19 protein-coding genes and 1 tRNA gene are annotated in these 17,821 nt (G+C 38.1%); 15 read left to right on the top strand and 5 right to left on the bottom strand.

What is annotated here, in order from left to right; translation table 11 throughout:
• The 6 genes from NEOC95_RS02335 (at nucleotide 1) to NEOC95_RS02360 (ending at nucleotide 2,954) form a co-directional block, all read left to right on the top strand.
• Nucleotides 1-273 carry a hypothetical protein gene (locus NEOC95_RS02335; protein WP_166158128.1) on the top strand — a complete coding sequence of 91 codons (273 nt, stop codon included), beginning with the start codon at nucleotides 1-3 and terminating at the stop codon, nucleotides 271-273.
• Nucleotides 274-461: 188 nt separating this feature from the next.
• On the top strand, nucleotides 462-731 hold the full coding sequence (locus NEOC95_RS02340; RefSeq protein ID WP_213151256.1) for a hypothetical protein: 270 nt from the start codon (nucleotides 462-464) through the stop codon (nucleotides 729-731).
• Between the two features lie 6 nt (nucleotides 732-737).
• The gene (locus NEOC95_RS02345; protein ID WP_166156412.1) at nucleotides 738-1,082 is read left to right on the top strand and encodes a hypothetical protein; all 345 of its coding nucleotides are present in this window, start codon (nucleotides 738-740) and stop codon (nucleotides 1,080-1,082) included.
• 65 nt (nucleotides 1,083-1,147) lie between these two features.
• The gene (locus NEOC95_RS02350) at nucleotides 1,148-2,080 is read left to right on the top strand and encodes an RluA family pseudouridine synthase (protein ID WP_213151258.1); all 933 of its coding nucleotides are present in this window, start codon (nucleotides 1,148-1,150) and stop codon (nucleotides 2,078-2,080) included.
• Nucleotides 2,056-2,283, top strand: a complete 228-nt coding sequence (locus NEOC95_RS02355; protein WP_213151260.1) for a hypothetical protein — start codon at nucleotides 2,056-2,058, stop codon at nucleotides 2,281-2,283. The genes NEOC95_RS02350 and NEOC95_RS02355 overlap by 25 nt, the downstream gene beginning before the upstream one ends.
• A gap of 413 nt (nucleotides 2,284-2,696) precedes the next feature.
• The gene (locus NEOC95_RS02360) at nucleotides 2,697-2,954 is read left to right on the top strand and encodes a KH domain-containing protein (protein WP_039386287.1); all 258 of its coding nucleotides are present in this window, start codon (nucleotides 2,697-2,699) and stop codon (nucleotides 2,952-2,954) included.
• A 573-nt stretch (nucleotides 2,955-3,527) separates the two neighbouring features.
• Here the strand turns inward: NEOC95_RS02360 and NEOC95_RS02365 are convergent.
• A tRNA-Arg gene (locus NEOC95_RS02365) sits at nucleotides 3,528-3,600 on the bottom strand.
• A 667-nt stretch (nucleotides 3,601-4,267) separates the two neighbouring features.
• Between NEOC95_RS02365 and NEOC95_RS02370 the strand changes: the two genes are divergently transcribed.
• From NEOC95_RS02370 to lptB, 6 genes are all read left to right on the top strand, one after another.
• Nucleotides 4,268-5,668 (top strand): ATP-binding protein, encoded by a 1,401-nt coding sequence (locus tag NEOC95_RS02370; protein WP_213151262.1) that lies wholly within the window; start codon nucleotides 4,268-4,270, stop codon nucleotides 5,666-5,668.
• Between the two features lie 586 nt (nucleotides 5,669-6,254).
• Entirely contained in the window at nucleotides 6,255-6,842 is a 588-nt protein-coding gene (gene folK / locus NEOC95_RS02375; RefSeq protein WP_249270140.1) for a 2-amino-4-hydroxy-6-hydroxymethyldihydropteridine diphosphokinase, read from the top strand.
• Nucleotides 6,791-7,612, top strand: a complete 822-nt coding sequence (kdsA, locus tag NEOC95_RS02380) for a 3-deoxy-8-phosphooctulonate synthase (protein WP_213151264.1) — start codon at nucleotides 6,791-6,793, stop codon at nucleotides 7,610-7,612. The genes folK and kdsA overlap by 52 nt, the downstream gene beginning before the upstream one ends.
• A gap of 64 nt (nucleotides 7,613-7,676) precedes the next feature.
• Nucleotides 7,677-8,462, top strand: a complete 786-nt coding sequence (locus NEOC95_RS02385) for a hypothetical protein (RefSeq protein ID WP_213151266.1) — start codon at nucleotides 7,677-7,679, stop codon at nucleotides 8,460-8,462.
• Entirely contained in the window at nucleotides 8,459-10,003 is a 1,545-nt protein-coding gene (locus NEOC95_RS02390) for a hypothetical protein (protein WP_213151268.1), read from the top strand. The genes NEOC95_RS02385 and NEOC95_RS02390 overlap by 4 nt, the downstream gene beginning before the upstream one ends.
• Nucleotides 9,996-10,736: an LPS export ABC transporter ATP-binding protein gene (gene lptB, locus NEOC95_RS02395; RefSeq protein WP_213151270.1), complete on the top strand. Its 741-nt coding sequence runs from the start codon at nucleotides 9,996-9,998 to the stop codon at nucleotides 10,734-10,736. The genes NEOC95_RS02390 and lptB overlap by 8 nt, the downstream gene beginning before the upstream one ends.
• A 130-nt stretch (nucleotides 10,737-10,866) precedes the next feature.
• On the opposite strand, the gene ndk (NEOC95_RS02400) is transcribed toward lptB, so the two are convergent.
• Entirely contained in the window at nucleotides 10,867-11,316 is a 450-nt protein-coding gene (ndk, locus tag NEOC95_RS02400) for a nucleoside-diphosphate kinase (RefSeq protein WP_213151280.1), read from the bottom strand.
• 73 nt (nucleotides 11,317-11,389) lie between these two features.
• On the bottom strand, nucleotides 11,390-11,824 hold the full coding sequence (gene ndk / locus NEOC95_RS02405) for a nucleoside-diphosphate kinase (RefSeq protein WP_166156392.1): 435 nt from the start codon (nucleotides 11,822-11,824) through the stop codon (nucleotides 11,390-11,392).
• A gap of 97 nt (nucleotides 11,825-11,921) precedes the next feature.
• Here ndk (NEOC95_RS02405) and NEOC95_RS02410 point away from each other — a divergent pair, with 97 nt between their 5' ends.
• The 3 genes from NEOC95_RS02410 to NEOC95_RS02420 all read left to right on the top strand — a co-directional run bounded on the left by NEOC95_RS02410 (nucleotide 11,922) and on the right by NEOC95_RS02420 (nucleotide 14,940).
• On the top strand, nucleotides 11,922-13,166 hold the full coding sequence (locus NEOC95_RS02410) for an aminopeptidase (RefSeq protein ID WP_213151272.1): 1,245 nt from the start codon (nucleotides 11,922-11,924) through the stop codon (nucleotides 13,164-13,166).
• Between the two features lie 647 nt (nucleotides 13,167-13,813).
• Nucleotides 13,814-14,413, top strand: a complete 600-nt coding sequence (locus NEOC95_RS02415) for a hypothetical protein (protein ID WP_213151274.1) — start codon at nucleotides 13,814-13,816, stop codon at nucleotides 14,411-14,413.
• Nucleotides 14,414-14,562: 149 nt separating this feature from the next.
• Complete coding sequence (locus tag NEOC95_RS02420; RefSeq protein WP_166158474.1) at nucleotides 14,563-14,940, top strand: hypothetical protein; 378 nt, start codon at nucleotides 14,563-14,565, stop codon at nucleotides 14,938-14,940.
• Nucleotides 14,941-15,252: 312 nt separating this feature from the next.
• Here the strand turns inward: NEOC95_RS02420 and NEOC95_RS02425 are convergent, their stop codons facing one another.
• Both NEOC95_RS02425 and NEOC95_RS09775 read right to left on the bottom strand, forming a co-directional pair.
• On the bottom strand, nucleotides 15,253-16,776 hold the full coding sequence (locus NEOC95_RS02425; protein WP_213151276.1) for an Ig domain-containing protein: 1,524 nt from the start codon (nucleotides 16,774-16,776) through the stop codon (nucleotides 15,253-15,255).
• Between the two features lie 187 nt (nucleotides 16,777-16,963).
• The gene (locus NEOC95_RS09775) at nucleotides 16,964-17,098 is read right to left on the bottom strand and encodes a transposase (RefSeq protein WP_502710269.1); all 135 of its coding nucleotides are present in this window, start codon (nucleotides 17,096-17,098) and stop codon (nucleotides 16,964-16,966) included.
• Between the last annotated feature and the right edge of the window lie 723 nt (nucleotides 17,099-17,821).

A 17,821-nucleotide genomic window follows, 5' to 3' on the forward strand; every position in this document is an offset into this window, starting at 1 on the left:
ATGAGTGAGACTATCATAAATTCTAACTCTGCTGCAGTGTCTTCAGCAATAGTAAGCTCTGCTACTCCCTCTTCGGCTGGGTCTGAGAATAATGCCTCTACAGGCGTTCAATCAGGGAATATCAGCAGCTTGTCAGATTTAAAAGAGCAATCCCCTGAAGTTTATTCTGCCATGATGCAAGGAATTGCGATGAATATATGCAGTAGAATGGCCCAACAGCAAGCCCATTTAAAGCAGATACAAGAAGAAGCTCGCCGTGCCTCAGAAGGCTAAGAGCGGGCAGGCGCAGCATAAGCTAGCTCGATTTTTAAAATTTTTTATCGCTTAAATTTTTTAGCATGGTTAATTAGGCACTTATATTAAACTTAAGAAAGTTTAATGCTAATTTGTTTGGTAAATTCTTCATTCTTTTGCTATAATTATGAATTAGGAAAGATAAACTTAAATTTTTAAGGAGAAATATGGGAGTAGAAAAATCCGAGGCAGCCCCTAGTGCCCCTGCTGCAGAGGCTATGAATACTTCTTCCTCTACCACACCTTCCTCTATGGGCGCCTCCCCACAAAATAGTGAGCGATTTGCAACTATTAGCAGCATGTCTGATCTTAAAGAAAAGGCTCCAGAGATGCATAAGGCTATGATGCAAGGCTTAGCCATGAACATCTGCAATAGCATGCAAAAACACCAACAGCGTTTTAAAGAGATTCTTAGAAAAGGCCGCAGCCAACAATAAATAATAATGAGTTTTATTATCCCCTCACTTTTTCTTGGCTTTTTAATAGATGATGCCTTGGCAAGGGCCTTAGAAAAAAATACTCCTGAATACCTTCATTTCTTCCTTCAGCCAGGCAGTGGATATCTAGAAGAAGTCACTTATCAAGAAGAGCGCTATATAGGCAAATTCGTTAGTAACGAACAGAATGTCGGGCAATTAGAGCTTTTAGAAGCTCATATTTTTAGCCTCTTAAAGAAGCTAGCCCCTGATTACCATTATACTCCTTCTAATCTAGTCTTATTTGCCCTTCCTCAAAAGGAAGTCACCCCGCCGGTTATTTCTTATAAGAACAAAAAAAGGAAAGCTTAAAAAAAAGCTATAGAAATTTTCATTAGCTGTTAAGGCGATTTTCCTCCAATAAATATAAGTTTCGCATGAAAAACGATGAAAGTGAATGTATTATAATCCGCGAGGAGGAAAAGGGAGAACGTTTGGATAAAATTCTTTCCCAGCGTTTTTTAGGCGTACATTCTCGGACATATTTTCAATATTTAATAGAACAGGGAAGAATTTTTGTTAATGGCGAAGTAGTCAAAAAACGTTATCGACCCTCAGTAGATGACGAAATCCATATCCATTATATCCTTACTCCTGAAATTGGACTGCAACCTGAAGCTATTCCTTTAGATATTATTTTCGAAGATAAAGATTTGATTGTGGTCAATAAACCGGCAGGTATGGTTGTACATCCTGCCCCTGGTCATCCTACTGGTACCTTCGTACATGCCCTCATTTATCATTGCCAGAATCTACCAAAAAATCAGGTAGAGGAGCTTTATCCTCGTCCGGGTATCGTTCATCGCTTGGATAAGGACACTTCCGGCTTACTAGTGGCTGCCAAAACTACTGAGGCTCATACCCGTTTAATTGAAATGTTTTCTAATCGAGAAATTTATAAAGAATATTTAGCTATCTGCTTAGGTAATCCTGGTAGTCAGGAAATTAAAAACTTTATTGGACGACATCCTATTTTCCGACAAAAGATGAAGGTTCTAGAAGAGGGAGGACGTCTGGCCATTAGCGTGTGTGAAACCAAAAATCATTCCGGTCCTTTTAGCTTAGTACAGGTCAATTTAAAAACCGGCAGGACGCATCAAATACGGGTTCACCTGCAACATGTAGGCGCTCCTATTTTGGGTGATCCTATCTATGGAAACCTTCCGATAAATAAAAAATATGGCGTTGATAGACAACTTCTTCATGCCCATATTCTTCAATTTAAGCACCCCATTAAAGGCCACTTTTTAAGTTTTAAAGCAGACATACCTTCGGATATGAGAGTGTGGGTGGAAAAATTAATGAAATAAGCAGGGGTGGGGAAAACTGCGACTGTAGAGAGCCGAAAAAGCTAGCATCAAAACTTAAGAGAAAAATGGCTAGAAAATTTAAAAAGAACATGGGCTTCGACTCACCCATTAAAATGATTGAAGTAAATAAAACAGCTGGCAGGCAAATTTACCTTCTAAGAGGCTTTAAGGTAAAAGGGGAGAAAAAATCGTTAACTAGTTAACTATCAAGAAGAAAGCTTTAATGATTAGCTAGTTTGCTGTCTATAGAGATTACAAAAAAAGTAGAAGGCCAGCTTTTCTAAGGCCGCTTCTTTGCCTTCAGCAAAAATTTCTTTATGAAAACTTTCTAGCTAAAATAAGAAAGGAAAAGGGATAGATGTTCAACCCTTTAAAGTTGGCAATCGCAAGCCAATTAATTTAATTAAGGAGAGGCTCATTTTTAGCGAAGAGGCGCTTTCTTAGGAGGGGGTAATCAAAGCTTTTTTTATAAATTACTCCTTTAATAGATATACAAGTTTTATGTAGATTTATAAAAATAATTGGGATACCCTAAATGTAAGGGCAGAATAAGGGCCATGCAAGTCTAAATTTGGAAAACTTTTGTCAAATATACATATTGAAAAAGGATCGAACTATGAAAGAATTTGTAGCATACATAGTCAAGAATCTGGTCGACCATCCTGACAAGGTAAAAATTAATGAGATTGGTGGAACACAAACTTTGATTATTGAACTATCGGTTGAAAAATCTGATATAGGAAAAATCATTGGTAAAAAAGGTAAAACGATTAATGCCATTCGTACTCTTTTAATGTCTGTGGCTAGCCGCAATGGTATTCGTGTGAATCTGGAAATACTTGAAGATGGTAATCCAGTTAAGCAGGAAGGCTAAAGAAAAGGTGGAGGGTAAGTTTGTTATATGGGCTATCCCTCCTTTACTCGGCATCATCCGCTTTAGCTAGCAGTAAAAGCAAATGTTTCTTTATTTTTGCAAAGATTTATTAGCTGAATCTTTTCGCTTTACTCACGATTGTTTTTTAAACTTATCTAACAGGCTTTCTGAGATTTTGCCTTCACAATTTCTCCTCTACTTCAATTAGGCGCTTGCTTGCCACTCTGCTAGGATTATCCTTAAACTATACGTTTTAAGAAAACTTAGTCTGCATGCCCACCTTTCTGAAAGATGTCCCTTTGCCAAACAAAAGGGGCCTTGTAAAGTATGTGGCTGCATAAAGAGTAGATTATATCCTTTAAAGAAACTACGTCTACATAACCAAAAAAGAAATTAGCCTTTTTCCAGGCTGACTCTACCCGTAAAAACAAGCTTTTTATCAAGTATATGATTACATAAAGAGTTGCTCGAAAGCGTATTAGTAAAAAATCATTGCCTAAAATTCAAAATGCTTGTTTACAAAGCTTATCATGCAATCAAAGATTCAAGAAAAATGGAGAGGGGGAGTAAGATTGGACCGAGTAGGATTCGAACCTACGACCACCCGCTTAGAAGGCGGGTGCTCTATCCACTGAGCTATCAGTCCAAAACAAGTAATAAAACAATACAGCAATCTCTACCTTATTTTCAAGTTCAAATGGATAAAACGTCAAATAAAGATAGGAAAAAGTGTGTGGTAAAAGCCCTTATTTTTTTCTCCATACCTCTCATCTATAGAACCAGGTCTTTTGCACTTTTTATGGCAAGGAATATAAGCTTAGAGAAATAGCTTAATTGAAAAGAGAGGGAGTGGCATGCTTTTGAGTTACTCCTGATGCACCCCCCTCCTTTATAAAATACTTTTTGTTAAGCAGAGAGGCAGCTTTTAGAGGGTTGGGTATGCAGGCTAGATTTTTTAAAGCGTATCATATGTTTTTCTTTCATCAGCAAAAAACTTTTTAAAGAAAAGTATAGATGTGTGTTTTAGACATTCTCTTTAAGGCGAAATTTTTTATAAAGGAGCCAGAAGAGAGAAGGATTATCCTCCCTATCATTTTTTATATGACTGATTTTACAATTTTTTGTCGTAAAAAGTGTCATAAAAATGTCGTAAAAGATCATTCTAGGCAGGGGTTAATTCTATAATGGGTAGCTTTTTTGATCCCTTCCTGTAAAATCAGCCTTATTTCTAAAGGGAATAAATAGGTGTTGAAAAATTATGTTATTAAACATTATGTTTTTAAGCATAATGTTTAATAAGCAAAAGAGTGGATATGAAATTTATTAATCGGCAGCAAGAGCTGTCTCGCTTGGATCGCTTAGCTAATAGCGAGGAAGCAGCAATGGCCGTTATTTGGGGAAGAAGGCGGGTGGGAAAGACGCGTCTACTTTTAGAATGGGCTCATAAATACCAGGGTGTTTACTATACAGCAGACGAATCAGCTCCCGCCATCCAAAGAAAATATTTTGCTTTAGCCCTTCAGCAAGCTTTACCAGACTTTGCAGCCGTTGAATATTCAGATTGGCATTCTTTATTCATGCGATTAGCTAAAGAGGCGATGTATACAGGCTGGCGCGGTCCCTTAATAATTGATGAACTTCCTTATCTTATCTCCTCATCTCCTGAATTGGCTAGCGTTCTGCAAAAATTTATTGATCATGAAGGGAAAAAAGCAAAAATAATTGTGGCACTAGCAGGCTCAAGTCAACGCATGATGCAAGGCGCCGTATTAGATGCTTCTGCGCCTTTGTTTGGTAGAGCTAGCGAAATTATCAAGCTGGGGCCTATAGCTGCAGGGTATATGGCAGAAGGGTTAGATATCAAAAATCCTCGTGAAGTGGTAGAAACATATTCTATTTGGGGAGGCATCCCCCGTTATTGGGAACTAGCAAATAACAATAAAGGATCATTTTTTGAAAATATTGATCAGCTGGTTTTAGATCCTCTGGGAGCCCTAAACGATGAGCCTAATCACTTGCTTTTAGAAGAAGCTGCCATAAGTTTAAGGCCTATTTTAGACGCCATGGGCCTAGGAGCCCATCGTCTATCAGAGATTGCTGCTCGCATTGGGCAGCCTGTCACTTCTTTTATGCGCCATATTCAACGCTTATTAGAACTGGATTTAATTGAGCGAGAGATTTCTTTTGGTTCTACTGAATATAATTCTAAACGTACTCTTTATAAAATAAAAGATCCTTTCCTGCGCTTTTGGTTTGAAATCGTAGCTCCTCAACGCAGCTATTTTACTCAGATTAGCTCGGCCCAACGTCAAGCCTATCTTAAAAATTCCTTTCAGCATATATTTTCTGTGGCATGGGAAGACCTTTGTCGAGCTGCGGTTCCACGTTTTCCCTATCAATTGAGCAATATTGCTTTTGGAGGGGCAAGCCGTTATTGGCATAAGCAAGATTCAGAATGGGATATATTAGCTAATTCAGTCGAAGGTAAAGCTTTATTTATTGGAGAAGCAAAATGGATAGCAAAACCCCCTTCGGCTCAGTGGATTTATAAAACTATTGAAGAGTTAAAATATAAAGGTCTTCCACCTACAGCTAGGCAATCTAATAAGCAAGTTGTTTACGGATTATTTATTCCCGAAAAGCCTAAGGACTTAGACTTACCTGAAAATATACAAGTAATTGATGCTAATGAAGTGCTACAAGTTTTAAAGTAGGCATGAGGGGGTTTAACAAGTTAGGAAAAGAGAAACTTTCGCCTCCTTTTTTTCTGCACCAAAAAAACTCAAAACTTAGCTTTATTCATTGATCATCCCCGCCACATCAGCACTGAATGTGGCTGGCGAGCCATTTCCATCTTCCTGCCATTTACCCCGTATTGATAAGGCCGCACATCTTGATCTCTCTTTTGGCCTTTTAAGAAAATCATCCCACGGTATTCTATAGTCAAAATCCAAAATAAGTGGCTACAAATCTTTTTTGGATCGTATAAGACTTTTCCTTTAAAATTTTTGGAGGGCTTTCTGGTAAAAAGAAGAGGTAAAATCTATCATTGCATCTATAAGTCCTTCAAGTCGCCTTGGCAAGAGCATTCCCCTGTTTAAAAAAGAAGAATATCTATCATGCAAAAAATCCTTCAACACTATGCGGATAGGTTCAAGATTTATAATTTGTAGCAGTATTTTAAAGCCTTTGGGTAAAATCCATTTTATTCCTCATTAGAAAAGTATTTTTGCTGGATAAATTTAAGGGAGATCCTTATGATGAGAGGACAATAAATTTTCTAAAGCCATTAAGGTTGAAATGCATCTGCCAGAAGTTTTTGTGGGCTTAGGAGGCAATGTGGGAGATAGCTATGCGATTTTATGCCATGCTATAGAAAAAATGGCTGCTCTTTCTAGCATTTACGATTTAGAGGTTTCTCGCTTTTATTGTACAACACCTGTAAGCTCTATCTCTCAAAGATTTTATATCAACGCTGTTTGTCGCTTTAAAACAACTCTTTTACCTCAAGAACTGTTAAGACAGTTGCAGTCTATTGAGATAAGCTTAGGCAAGCAAGCAAAACCTAAAGAAGCTCCTCGAATAGTGGACTTAGATATTTTATTTTATGGAAGGGAAATAGTGAATGAACCCGATCTACAAATTCCTCATCCTTATTGGCAGGAAAGACTTTTCGTTATAGCTCCTTTAGCTGACCTGGTTACTCACTTATTTGTTCCTCAACTGGGCCATTCTCAATCTCTAGAGCCCTTTAATGTAAGGAAATATCTTCAAAAATTTCCTAATATTCATCAAGAAACTGTCACCCCACTTTTAGAAATTTCAAGGAAAAATTTATGCAGACTATACCCTTTAAAAAATTCTCTATCGGTAAAGGACAACCCTTAGCTATTTTGTCAGGCCCTTGCGTTATTGAAAGCGAAGAGCATTGCTTAGCAACGGCAGAAGCACTTAAAAACTTATTTTCTAAGCACAATATTAATCTTATTTATAAGTCTAGCTATGATAAGGCCAACCGCTCTTCTTACCAATCTTTTCGCGGACCAGGATTGGAAGAAGGTTTACGCATTTTAGAAAAAGTGAAAAAAGAACTCGATTTACCCATTGTGACCGATGTGCATTCGCCCCAAGAAGCAAAGGCAGCAGGTCAAGTGTGTGATCTAATTCAGATTCCTGCTTTTTTGTGTAGACAAACCGATCTTATTAACGCAGCTGCCCAAACAGGAATTCCTGTTACTGTAAAAAAAGGGCAGTTTATGGCTCCTTGGGATATGCTTAATGTGGTAGAAAAATTCCGTGCGGCTGGCAATGAAAACATTATCTTAACTGAGCGCGGAGCTACATTTGGCTATAACAATCTAGTCTGCGATATGCGAGCGATCCCTATCATGCAGGGATTTGGGGTGCCCGTGTGTTTTGACGCTACCCATGCAGTACAATTGCCTGGAGGGTTAGGAAATCAATCAGGGGGACAAAGAGAGTTTATTCCTATCTTAGCCAAAGCTGCTATCAGTGCAGGTGCTAATTGCTTATTTATGGAATCTCATCCTCATCCCATGGAGGCAAAAAGTGATGCTTCTTCTGTGTTAGATTTTAAAGATTTGCCTGCTTTGCTAACTATACTAGAAAAATTATATGATTTGATCCAGGGCAACTAAATCTTATTGCTTAAGCATGCCAAAAAAGCTTTTAAAGCTCATATCAATTAAAGAAACTTAAGTCATGGTCAAAAAACATTCTTTTTCTCCTCTTGCATTCTCACCTAAATGTCAGCATGTCTCTTTGCTTTCTCCTCAGTTTGCGTTGATAATCTTGCTTATGGTAGCCTTATTAAGCGGAATAGCCTGGCAAATAGGGCATGTGAATGAAAAAGACGAGCTAGAATATCATCAACTGCTTGCTGCCTCTCAATCTTCTAAGTCTGCCATGCAGCTAAATTCTTATACAGCACGCCAAGAAAGAGAAGGTGTTCAAAAGGATATCTATTTTTACAAAAGAGGCGAGCGTTTACACATGCGTTTAATAGCGGATGCCGCTCAGCTGGTTTTAAAGCAACAAGATCTTCATCCTCAGGTAGTAGAGCATATGCAAAATGTTAAATGCTTGATGCAAGAAGAGCTTTATTACCTTCTTCCTGATGGGGGTGAAGCTATTTTACAACCTGATGGGCAATTATGTTTACGTTCCGCTCCTGTCTCTCCTCTTTCCTCTTCCTATTGCCCAGAAAGTAGGTTGGAATGGCGTCCTATGCAACTTTTACGCTTCATAGAAGCAGAGACAGCCGAGTATCATTATAAAAAAGATCTTCTAATAGCTAAAAAAGTAAAAATGAAGCGGTATGCGATAGCGGGTCATCAACTAAAAGAATTAGTAGGACAGGAAAAAATTTTAATGCAAGGAACAGCAAACAAAGTCGAATTTTCTTTGAAGGGCAAGGAAGAAGCTTTTCATTTAAAGGCCTATCATTTTAAAGCTAAACTTTTTGATCAAAACGGTAGGATTTTATGAGAAAATATTTCTTCTTATTTTGCCTTCTTTTCAATTGCCTGCTTGCTGAAGAATCAACACCTTGGAGTGTTGAAGCAGAAAGTGTCCATTACAATGGAGAATTAGCTCATCTATGCGGCAAAGTGCTCCTTGAACATGAATTAGGAAAGGTGAATGCTCAAGAGATAATTATTTTTCCCGCAGAAGAGGCTAAGAAAAGGAGTGTTTCCAGCCTTAAAATGGTCCAAGGCGCTGAAATTGCCTTGCAAGATGGTGGTCAGATGAGCTGCTCGGAAGCCGAAATAGACGCTCAAAACTTGGTAGGAAAATTTTTGAATGGGCCCAACCATGAATATGTTGTTTATAAAGAAAACATTCAAGAAAAAGCTTCCCTTCTTACTAAACCTCTAGAAATTAAAAGCCATCAGCTGACCATCTATCTGCAACGGCAGGAACAAGAGGGGAAATCTTTTCTTGCTATAAGTGAAATTTCCGCCTCTCCTAACGTGACTATCAGTTACAATCATGAAATTTTCGCACAAGCTGATTATGGAACCTATAAAAGAACAAAGTCACCCTTTGTTCTAGATAAGCTGAACACCGCGCAAACTAAGAGGGTGGGGGTCATATCTTTGCAAGCTGATAAATCATCAGGAATTTGTCGCCTAAGTAATCCCAAAGGAGATTTTATCAATGCTCAGAAAATTGACTGGGATGTTTTTAGGCGGCAATTAGAGTTTGATAAACCTAGCGGCTCTCTTTATACAGGCACAGCCAATGAGCCTGCCCATAGAATAAATTTTTCCTGTGCGGCCATGAGCTGGGATGAGCAACAAGATATTCTTACTTTATATCAGCAAATTGAAATTGATTATTTAGGTTTAGGCAAATTGACAACCCCTGAAAAGGTTTATATATCCAGACAATCAATAGATGCAAGCAAGCAAGTCAGTTTAATTGAATGTAGAGGTCCTTCGGTTTTAAATTACCAAGACCAGACAAAAAGCCTAGAGTATACTCTTTCTACTTATCATAAGCTTACAGTGGATCGAAAGTTAAGACAGGCTCATCTGGAAAGTCCACGGGATGCTAATGCCCACGTTATGAAGGGCCAGCAGGTGCATCTTACAGGCGCTATGGGTGAGATATATGCGGATGAAGCTTTTATTTATTATGATGAAATTGCCCAGCAGCTAAAGCCAGTAAAATTATTTCTTAAAGGTAACATTTGGTTACTTAAACGCAAGGTTAATGACAAAGAAAAGCAAGAGCAATTTTCCCATCTAGCCCTATCGGATCGTTTAGAATATAATATAGAGACCCAAGAAATGTTGTTTTTGTCGGATTATGGGAAACGGGTGCTTTGTATTGATGGGTCTAATCATTTGCAGATTAGCGCGCCTTCTGTAAAAGTGCTAAAAGATCCTCATACGAAAAAAGATAGGGTGCAAGGAATAGGCGATGTTCGTTTTAATTTGATAGAAAAGGAATGCAAGATGTTGCAAGAACGGTTTCCAACTTTTGAAGCAAAAATAGGTATAGGTATCTTAAGTCATGCATAATAACGAGCATAACATATGTTTGGATGTTCAGAATCTTCAGAAAAGTTATAATGGGCGTAAAGTCGTTAATGGCCTATCTTTCTATGTTAAAAAAGGAGAAATCGTAGGACTTGTAGGTCCTAATGGGGCAGGTAAGACCACGGCTTTTTATATGACTGTAGGGCTTATTCGTCCTGATGCAGGCACTGTATCCTTTAATAAATATGATGTCACCCGTTCTGCTATGCATATGCGCGCACGTATGGGAATGGGCTATCTAGCTCAGGAGCCTTCTGTTTTTCGTTACCTAACTGTTGAAGAAAACATTATGTGCATTTTAGAGTGCTTGCCCTTAACTAAAGCAGAGCGTAAATTACGCTTGGAAAAGTTGTTACAAGAACTTCATCTTGAGTCTTTAGCCAAGAAAAAAGCTATAGCCCTCTCAGGCGGGGAAAGACGTCGCTTAGAAATTACTCGAGCCCTTGTGACCGATCCTACCCTTTTAATGCTCGATGAGCCTTTTGCGAATATTGATCCTTTATCGGTTCAAGAAGTCAAACAGATGGTTTCACATCTAGCGCAGAAAAATATCAGCATTTTAATTACAGACCATAATGCACGTGAGATTTTTTCTATTGTCGATCGTAGCTATCTAGTGAGCGAGGGAAAAGTCATCCTATCCGGAACAGTCGATACTTTAGTTAATGATCAGCAGGCCCGCCGTACCTACCTTGGAGACGATTTTAAATTATAAAAGGCCGATAGAGCTGCTAGGCATTAAATTTTAAAAAAAGGGCAGCGGGGAAAAAAGGATAAAACGCCAGGTTTGACCCTTCTATCTCCGCTTTTAATTTCTTACCCTTATTGTAAAAGTCTATAGATGCTTACTTAATAGGATTGACAATCTCTTCGTGTTTAAAGAAGAAAGCAATTTCTAGTTTAGCATTTTCTACTGAATCTGACCCATGGACAGTATTTTCTGTGACGGATTTAGAAAAATCTGCACGAATAGTGGAAGCAGCAGCTTTAGAAGGGTCAGTGGCACCCATTAATTGACGATTTTTAGCTATAGCATCTTCGCCTTCTAGTACCATCACCATGACAGGCCCGGAGCTCATCATGTTGATAAGATCTTGGTAAAAAGGGCGATCTTTATGGACTGCATAAAATTGACCCGCTTGCTCGGCAGTCAAATGGAGCATTTTTGCAGCTGAAATTTGTAAGCCATTTTTCTCAAAACGTGCAATAATTTCACCTACATGCTTATTCGCGATACCATCAGGCTTTATCATAGATAAAGTCTGTTGAGGAGAAGGATTAACATCCGCAGCCATTAGCGAAAAAGGAGTTAAACAAGCAAATAGAAAAAATAGGGTCGTCCTTAACATAGTGAATGTCCTTATAGTTTTAACGGGTATGAGGGCAGATTTCAGTGCTTTTAAAGAAATAGTTAATTTCGGTTTGAGCATTTTCAGCAGAATCTGAACCATGTACGCAATTTTCATCGATGGAGTGGGCAAAATCTGCACGAATAGTGCCTGGAGAGGCTTTCTTGGGATCAGTAGCTCCCATAATTTCTCGGTTTTTAAGGACAGCCTGGTTACCTTCTAATACCGTAATGAGTACAGGACCTGAAATCATAAAGCTAACAAGGTCTTTAAAAAAAGGACGCTCTTTATGAATAGCATAAAAACCCTCGGCTTCCTGCTGGCTTAAATGTTTCATTTTAGCAGCCACAATCTTTAACCCATTTTTTTCAAAGCGAGCAAGGATTTCACCTATCTGATTTTTACCTACAGCATCTGGCTTAATGATGGAGAGTGTGCGTTCTTGTGATGTCATTCTTCTTTATTTCCTCCTTTAAAGGTTATTAAATAAAAGGTAGTATAGCAAACTTGAAAAAAATACACACTATTAAACCATTTTGAGGCTTAAAAAAATGATGGATTTTAAACAAAAACTCTATACTTATGCCCAGTTACTGATAGAACATGGCTTAAATGTACAAAAAGGACAGATTGTTAACATTACAGCAGAAATTTGCCATCGTGAGCTTACCCATCTGCTTTGCCAAATAGCTTATCGCCGAGGAGCCAAGCATGTGAATGTAGATTTTATTGAGCCGCGTTTAATAAGAACTCGCCTCTTGGATTCGATAGAAGACGATGATCTAGCGTATGTGCCTCACTATCTTAGCCAAAAATATGAAGAATTTGTAAAAGAAGGAGCTGCTGTCTTACGATTGATTGGTAGTGAACTTCCTGATAACCTTACCGATTTAAATCCTCAAAAAATTAACACTCTCTCCAATAGTAATTTTAAAGCTCTTAAAAAATATTATACTGAGGGGGTAAGTAAGTCGAAAGTTCAGTGGACAGTTGCCGCAGCAGCTACGCCACAATGGGGAAAAAAAGTTTTTCCTGAACTTGAGGAAGAAAAAGCTTGTGAAGCATTATGGGAGCAGATTTTCAAAATTTGCCGGGCTGATCAGCCTAACTGCCTTGAATTGTGGAAAAAACATAATAGTATCTTGCAAACACGTGCCAAGCACCTGACTAAAATGAAAATTCGCGAATTGCATTTTACAGGCCCAGATACCGATTTAAAGGTTTTTTTAAGCCCGCAAGCTCTTTTTGTGGGAGGGGGAAGCCAAGGACCTAGAGGGGAATTTGAGCCTAATATTCCCACAGAAGAGTGCTTCACTACGCCTGATTATCGTCTAACCACTGGTAAAGTAAAAGTTACGCGTCCTGTGCTTGTGAATGGTAAAATAGTTAAAGATTTGCATTTGGAATTTAAAGAAGGCAAGCTTGTTCATTTTGAGTCTAGTGAAGGGAAAGAAAATTTTGCAAGATACATCGATAACGATGCAGGCTCTCGCTTTTTGGGCGAGGTGGCTTTAGTAGGGACAGACTCTCCGATATTCCAAACGGGTAAGATATTTGAAGAAATTTTGTACGATGAAAATGCCGCCTGCCATATTGCCGTGGGTTTTGCCTATAGTATGTGTATAGATGGAGGCCCTTTAATGTCCCCTGATCAGCTTGCAGGTATAGGATGTAATGTAAGTACCGTACATGTCGACATGATGATCTCGGATGAGCATGTAGATGTTGAGGCAACTACCTATGAAGGTAAAAAGGTTAAGTTGATCTGCAAAGGGCAATGGCTGCAAGGGTTGTAAATGGGTAGCCGCCAATCTAAATTAAGAGAGAGGAATAGCAAGAATTTATGTTTGACATTTGATAGAAAAGGTTTAAAACTTTTCCTTAAGTTATCTTTTGTAAAATGTAAAACTAAGCAAGAAAAATAACAAAAAAGGATAAGCTAGCAACTTTAAATAGAAATTTTACTTTCGTTTTTTTGGCGGTTTTAGCCTTCCTAGCTTACAGGGCTTTTTTACATGGATGCAGAGTAACCGCAGTGAGCTATTCTGAATAGATTAAATGAAGAGGTTTATCCTGAATGTTTTTTTCTAGCAGAGCCTTGCAGCTGTTATATTTCATTCACTTTGCTAAATTTTTGCTTTTTCGCAAATAGAGCTTTTTTTCCACCAGCATTTATTTATAATTTTAGCGACAACTTTGTTTTTAAATTTTTTTAAAATTTCCTAGGTAAAAGTTTACTAGGTGACTTGTAATAAATTTTTGTTAACGCATTAGAATAATATAGTTCGATTTCTTCATTACTTGAATGAAAAATAATTAATTTTCTCATTAAAGCAATTTTTTTTCTTGAAATTAATATTTCTATTCTTTATCTTTTTGTTTTAAAATACCTATTAGGTTAAGTTTAGTAATCAATATTTTTAAAAGATTGAGGGAATAGAATATGGTAGTTAATATAAATATGACAGCATTTACCGATGCCGCAGGGCAAACTTCCAATGTGCTCAATACGGGGGATATTACCTCAGTAATCAACCATATTGACGCCTCTAACGCTACTCTTACAAATAAATTCATCGCTTGTATGCAATGTCTTTCTCAAACGCTTAATAGTGATGGGCCTTTTCAAGGAAAGTGTGAAAGCAATTTAAAGGAAAAAATTTTTGATCTAGCTAAGAAAAAACCTGCCGAGGCGCAAGAAGCCATCAAGGATAGTACGATTAGATATGATGAGAAGCTTTCTTCCACAATTAAAAAAGTGAAGTATTTATCAGCTGGCGTCTGTGGGATCCCTGGGGGCAACTATGCGAGAAAACTTTGTCATCATATCTTTGAGACCTATGGGAATAATAGGAATTTGGGTACTACCTACCTTTTAGCAGGTGCAACTGTTACCTTTACTCGAGGTGTATCTTCCATATTTGCTTTAAATGCTACCGATGGCGGGCAAGGAGCTGGCAGCGCTGATATGTTCATAGGAACAAGCCTTATGGCCTTTCCCCTATTAAACTCTATTATTAAAGCGAGGGGGGATGAACCTTAAAACTTTTGATAGACTGCCTTTGCAAAAAAGAATATGATAGTTTTAACTCCAGCGTGTAATGAAAGAGCAATTTCTAGTTTCTTAGCTAAAAAGAGTAGAGTTTTGCTCTAATATTTTTATTCATTAACCTATAAAAAAGAGAGGAAATAATGAATTATATTTTTAGTTTATTTACTTCATGTGGAGTCCACTCTTATCAAGAGTATGAGGTCTTAGAAAAAAAAGATGAAGATAGAGGAATAGAAGAACTGCGCCAATGGATAGAGACTCATCCTGTTAATTCTTCCATTAAAATGTTAGAAAGCGCCAAAAAGCTTGATAAGTATACGAATGAATTAATGAAAAGCTTAAAAGAAGTACCTTTGACTAATTCTAACATTGACTTATTGAAAGATCACTTGATTCTTCTTGCTAAGGAAAATGATAGTGTAAGACGAAGATTAATAGACAAAATTTCTAATCTTAAAGGCGAAAAATCTCTCCTCGAAGATTTGCAAGTTAAATTGATTTTTACATGTGCTCATTGAAAAGGAGGGGGAAGGGAGTGGGCTAATACTTATAGCCGGCCCATGCCTAAGCAATAATTTAAACGGACAATTTTGTATTGAGGCATAAAAAATCTCTACTTCCCGGCTCTTTCTCAAACCTTCCTATTCTCCTATCTATCCTCTTTTTTTATTTCTTTCTATAAACTTTTTCATTGTGAGACGGGGCCATAGCGATTTAAGAGATGAAGGCGAGACGCCCCCTGCTAAAGGGGGCGATGCCCATTATTCTTTACCCTCTTGTATGCTTTTTTCCAACATTTAATTTTTAGCTTATCAAGCTAAAATTCCTGCTTAAGCTGAATAAAATGTTAGAACAAAGCTTTGGCTGGTTGAACCACAGGGCGTAGTTCCTGTAATGGTCACCTTAAATGTAGGTCCCGATCCTTTTGAAAGCCCTGTGATTACCCCTGTTGTGGGATTAATGGATGAGTCAGAAGGTAGTCCTGTAGCCGTAAAGGTGAAGGGCTCACCGTTTGGACTAAAAAAATGTCCGGTGACTTGATTTAAGGTATAGGGGTCACCGCTAAGTACAGCCAAATTTATTGGATTCTCCAGGGGGGTGGAGGTAGGCGGAACACAAGGAAAGTCAATGGTAAAAGATTGGCTTACACTTGCACAAGCATCACTAGCTGTAGCCGTGATGACGATGTTATATACCTGATTGTCTTGTAAACCTATCCCTGAGATGAGTCCTGTTGTTGGATTAATACTTGCTCCTGTCGGTAATCCGGAGGCACTAAACGTTAAAGCTCCTCCACTGGGATTGCTAAAATAAGGGCTGATATCAAAGCTATAAAGCTCATTACCTGAAAAACTAAAATTAGGGATAGGGGAATGATTCAATTCATGGCAGGAGGGAGGCACAATTATTTTCTTTCTTTTTTCTTCCGCAATCGCTAGCACTTCAGGCATATAAACTGCAGGTGCACTCACCCAGCTTGCTAAAGCAGGGTCACAATAGCAGGGAGTGCAGGCGTTGTCATCCATCTGTTTGTATGCTCCAAAAGCGTAGGTAAGCTCGATACCTGCAGTAGTAAGGTTGGGAAGGTGAGATTTTCCTCGCGTATGAGCACCAAATAATCCTACGGTCAATCCTGTCCATTCCGGCTGAGACCAGCTTAAACGTACTTTTCCATAATTATAAGGGCGTTTAAATTCGGCTAAGAGATCAAGAAGAAAATGGGAAGCAATTTGCTGCTGATAGCCAAAGCTTGCCCCCAAGCCAGATAGATGTTTTCTAGATCTATATTTTCGGCGGTAGCTTACCCTATCAAAATCTGCATCTACCTGAAAGCGGCCGGAATACCAAGGGGTTATGGTTATCCCTAGGGAGCCTCCATAGCTGCTAGAGCCAGCAATACGGCGCCAGTAAAGAAAATCTTCACATCTCTTAGGCTTTAAATTGTGAGATGTAGCATAAGAATAATAGGTTGTTGCTTCCAATTTATTGAAAAACTGATGATAAAAATCATGCTGATATTTAGCGCCAAGAGCATATTGATGCATCCAACGTTCTTTTTTTCCGGTAGAAAAACGATAGCCTAATCTTTGTGTTAAATATTCAGCTGAAAGCTTGAATCGATCTTCATGGCTGTAGAGCCAACCTACTGTTCCATTGGCACGATAATTCCTCCTGCCTACTTCTCCAAAAAATGCTATAGCCGTTTCATCGGTGGTAGGACGAGGCGCCAAGGCTAATTTAAAAGTAGGAATCAAGGCGTTTTGGGTTCTTCCTCTAGCATGATCACAGCTTTGGCTGTATAAATGGCTATAAGCTGCCATGATCACCAGCAAAAATGTTAAAAATTTTTTCATTTTTTTATCCCTTATTTTTTTGGAATTTTCCTTTTAGAGTATTTTTGTTTTTGGCGTCAAAGTTTTTTCTTAATAAAAGTTTACTTAACACGAGTTATCGGATAAGAAAGCACTTTAAGTTTGCTTCAATTCTATCTAAGCTCTAAGCCAATTCATTAAACATTTTGCCAAAAATGTTTTAGATAAATCAGAGACAGGGGTCTTGGATCCTCACATCTCCTGGCGCTAGCATATAAGTAAAAATTTTTCCTTTATCATTAACAATTAAATGTAGTTTGAACCCACAGAAGTGCCTGGTAGAGGCTTTTCCTCTTTTGGCTATTTTTTTTAACTTGGAAGGGAATGGATGCGACGATTATGGCATACTATCAATAGAATAAAATCGATAAATGAGATGCCTCTATACTCTCTTTAAGCAAGCTTGCGAATAAACAAAAAGGAGAAATGAGCATGTTTTCATTAAAGTGATGAACTTATGGTAGGAAAGAACATGCGGAAAATATTTCTTCAGCATTTCCTTATCCGATAACTCGCGTTAATTAAAGAAGTAGGAAGAGTGCGCCTGGTACTAAAAGTTATATCCAAGAAAATATGGGCAGTAGGCGTTTTTACCCCTCGATACACCATATTTTCGTCAGAAATCTCCCCAATGTGTTGTAAGATAAAGGAGCCCTGCAACTAATCTTATAGGCCTAACTGGTGGGCCTATTTTTCTGCAAACACCTTATCAAATTCTTCCTCTGGCTGCTTCCATACAATCAACTTAAGATAGCTTAAATAAGAGAATGATTTTGATTGAGTTCGCGGCTAAGGCGTAATTCAAAAAGGTGGCCCTATGGGTCATCTAAATTGTGTGGTTTTATTGTAAACTTTGCAAGAAATTAAGAGCTTTGTACAGGGTTAACGCATTTAATTTTACTTGATAAGTAAAAATATTTTCCTCACAACTTTTCCTTTAATACAGGAGAAGCCATGTCAGAGGATAACACCGTCATTATGGGATTTTTAAAAATTGTCCCGGACCCAAGAATAGAACGATGCAAAA

Origin of the sequence: Neochlamydia sp. AcF95, assembly GCF_018342455.1 — a bacterium.
Lineage (GTDB): Bacteria > Chlamydiota > Chlamydiia > Chlamydiales > Parachlamydiaceae > Neochlamydia.

Excerpts from the sequence above, each read along its gene's own strand:
- NEOC95_RS02335 (WP_166158128.1), top strand. The coding sequence starts at position 1 with ATGAGTGAGACTATCATAAATTCTAACTCTGCTGCAGTGTCTTCAGCA.
- NEOC95_RS02340 (WP_213151256.1), top strand. The coding sequence starts at position 462 with ATGGGAGTAGAAAAATCCGAGGCAGCCCCTAGTGCCCCTGCTGCAGAG.
- NEOC95_RS02345 (WP_166156412.1), top strand. The coding sequence starts at position 738 with ATGAGTTTTATTATCCCCTCACTTTTTCTTGGCTTTTTAATAGATGAT.
- NEOC95_RS02350 (WP_213151258.1), top strand. The coding sequence starts at position 1,148 with ATGAAAAACGATGAAAGTGAATGTATTATAATCCGCGAGGAGGAAAAG.
- NEOC95_RS02360 (WP_039386287.1), top strand. The coding sequence starts at position 2,697 with ATGAAAGAATTTGTAGCATACATAGTCAAGAATCTGGTCGACCATCCT.
- NEOC95_RS02370 (WP_213151262.1), top strand. The coding sequence starts at position 4,268 with ATGAAATTTATTAATCGGCAGCAAGAGCTGTCTCGCTTGGATCGCTTA.
- folK (WP_249270140.1), top strand. The coding sequence starts at position 6,255 with ATGCATCTGCCAGAAGTTTTTGTGGGCTTAGGAGGCAATGTGGGAGAT.
- kdsA (WP_213151264.1), top strand. The coding sequence starts at position 6,791 with ATGCAGACTATACCCTTTAAAAAATTCTCTATCGGTAAAGGACAACCC.
- NEOC95_RS02385 (WP_213151266.1), top strand. The coding sequence starts at position 7,677 with ATGGTCAAAAAACATTCTTTTTCTCCTCTTGCATTCTCACCTAAATGT.
- NEOC95_RS02390 (WP_213151268.1), top strand. The coding sequence starts at position 8,459 with ATGAGAAAATATTTCTTCTTATTTTGCCTTCTTTTCAATTGCCTGCTT.
- lptB (WP_213151270.1), top strand. The coding sequence starts at position 9,996 with ATGCATAATAACGAGCATAACATATGTTTGGATGTTCAGAATCTTCAG.
- ndk (WP_213151280.1), bottom strand. The coding sequence starts at position 11,316 with ATGGCTGCGGATGTTAATCCTTCTCCTCAACAGACTTTATCTATGATA.
- ndk (WP_166156392.1), bottom strand. The coding sequence starts at position 11,824 with ATGACATCACAAGAACGCACACTCTCCATCATTAAGCCAGATGCTGTA.
- NEOC95_RS02410 (WP_213151272.1), top strand. The coding sequence starts at position 11,922 with ATGATGGATTTTAAACAAAAACTCTATACTTATGCCCAGTTACTGATA.
- NEOC95_RS02415 (WP_213151274.1), top strand. The coding sequence starts at position 13,814 with ATGGTAGTTAATATAAATATGACAGCATTTACCGATGCCGCAGGGCAA.
- NEOC95_RS02420 (WP_166158474.1), top strand. The coding sequence starts at position 14,563 with ATGAATTATATTTTTAGTTTATTTACTTCATGTGGAGTCCACTCTTAT.
- NEOC95_RS02425 (WP_213151276.1), bottom strand. The coding sequence starts at position 16,776 with ATGAAAAAATTTTTAACATTTTTGCTGGTGATCATGGCAGCTTATAGC.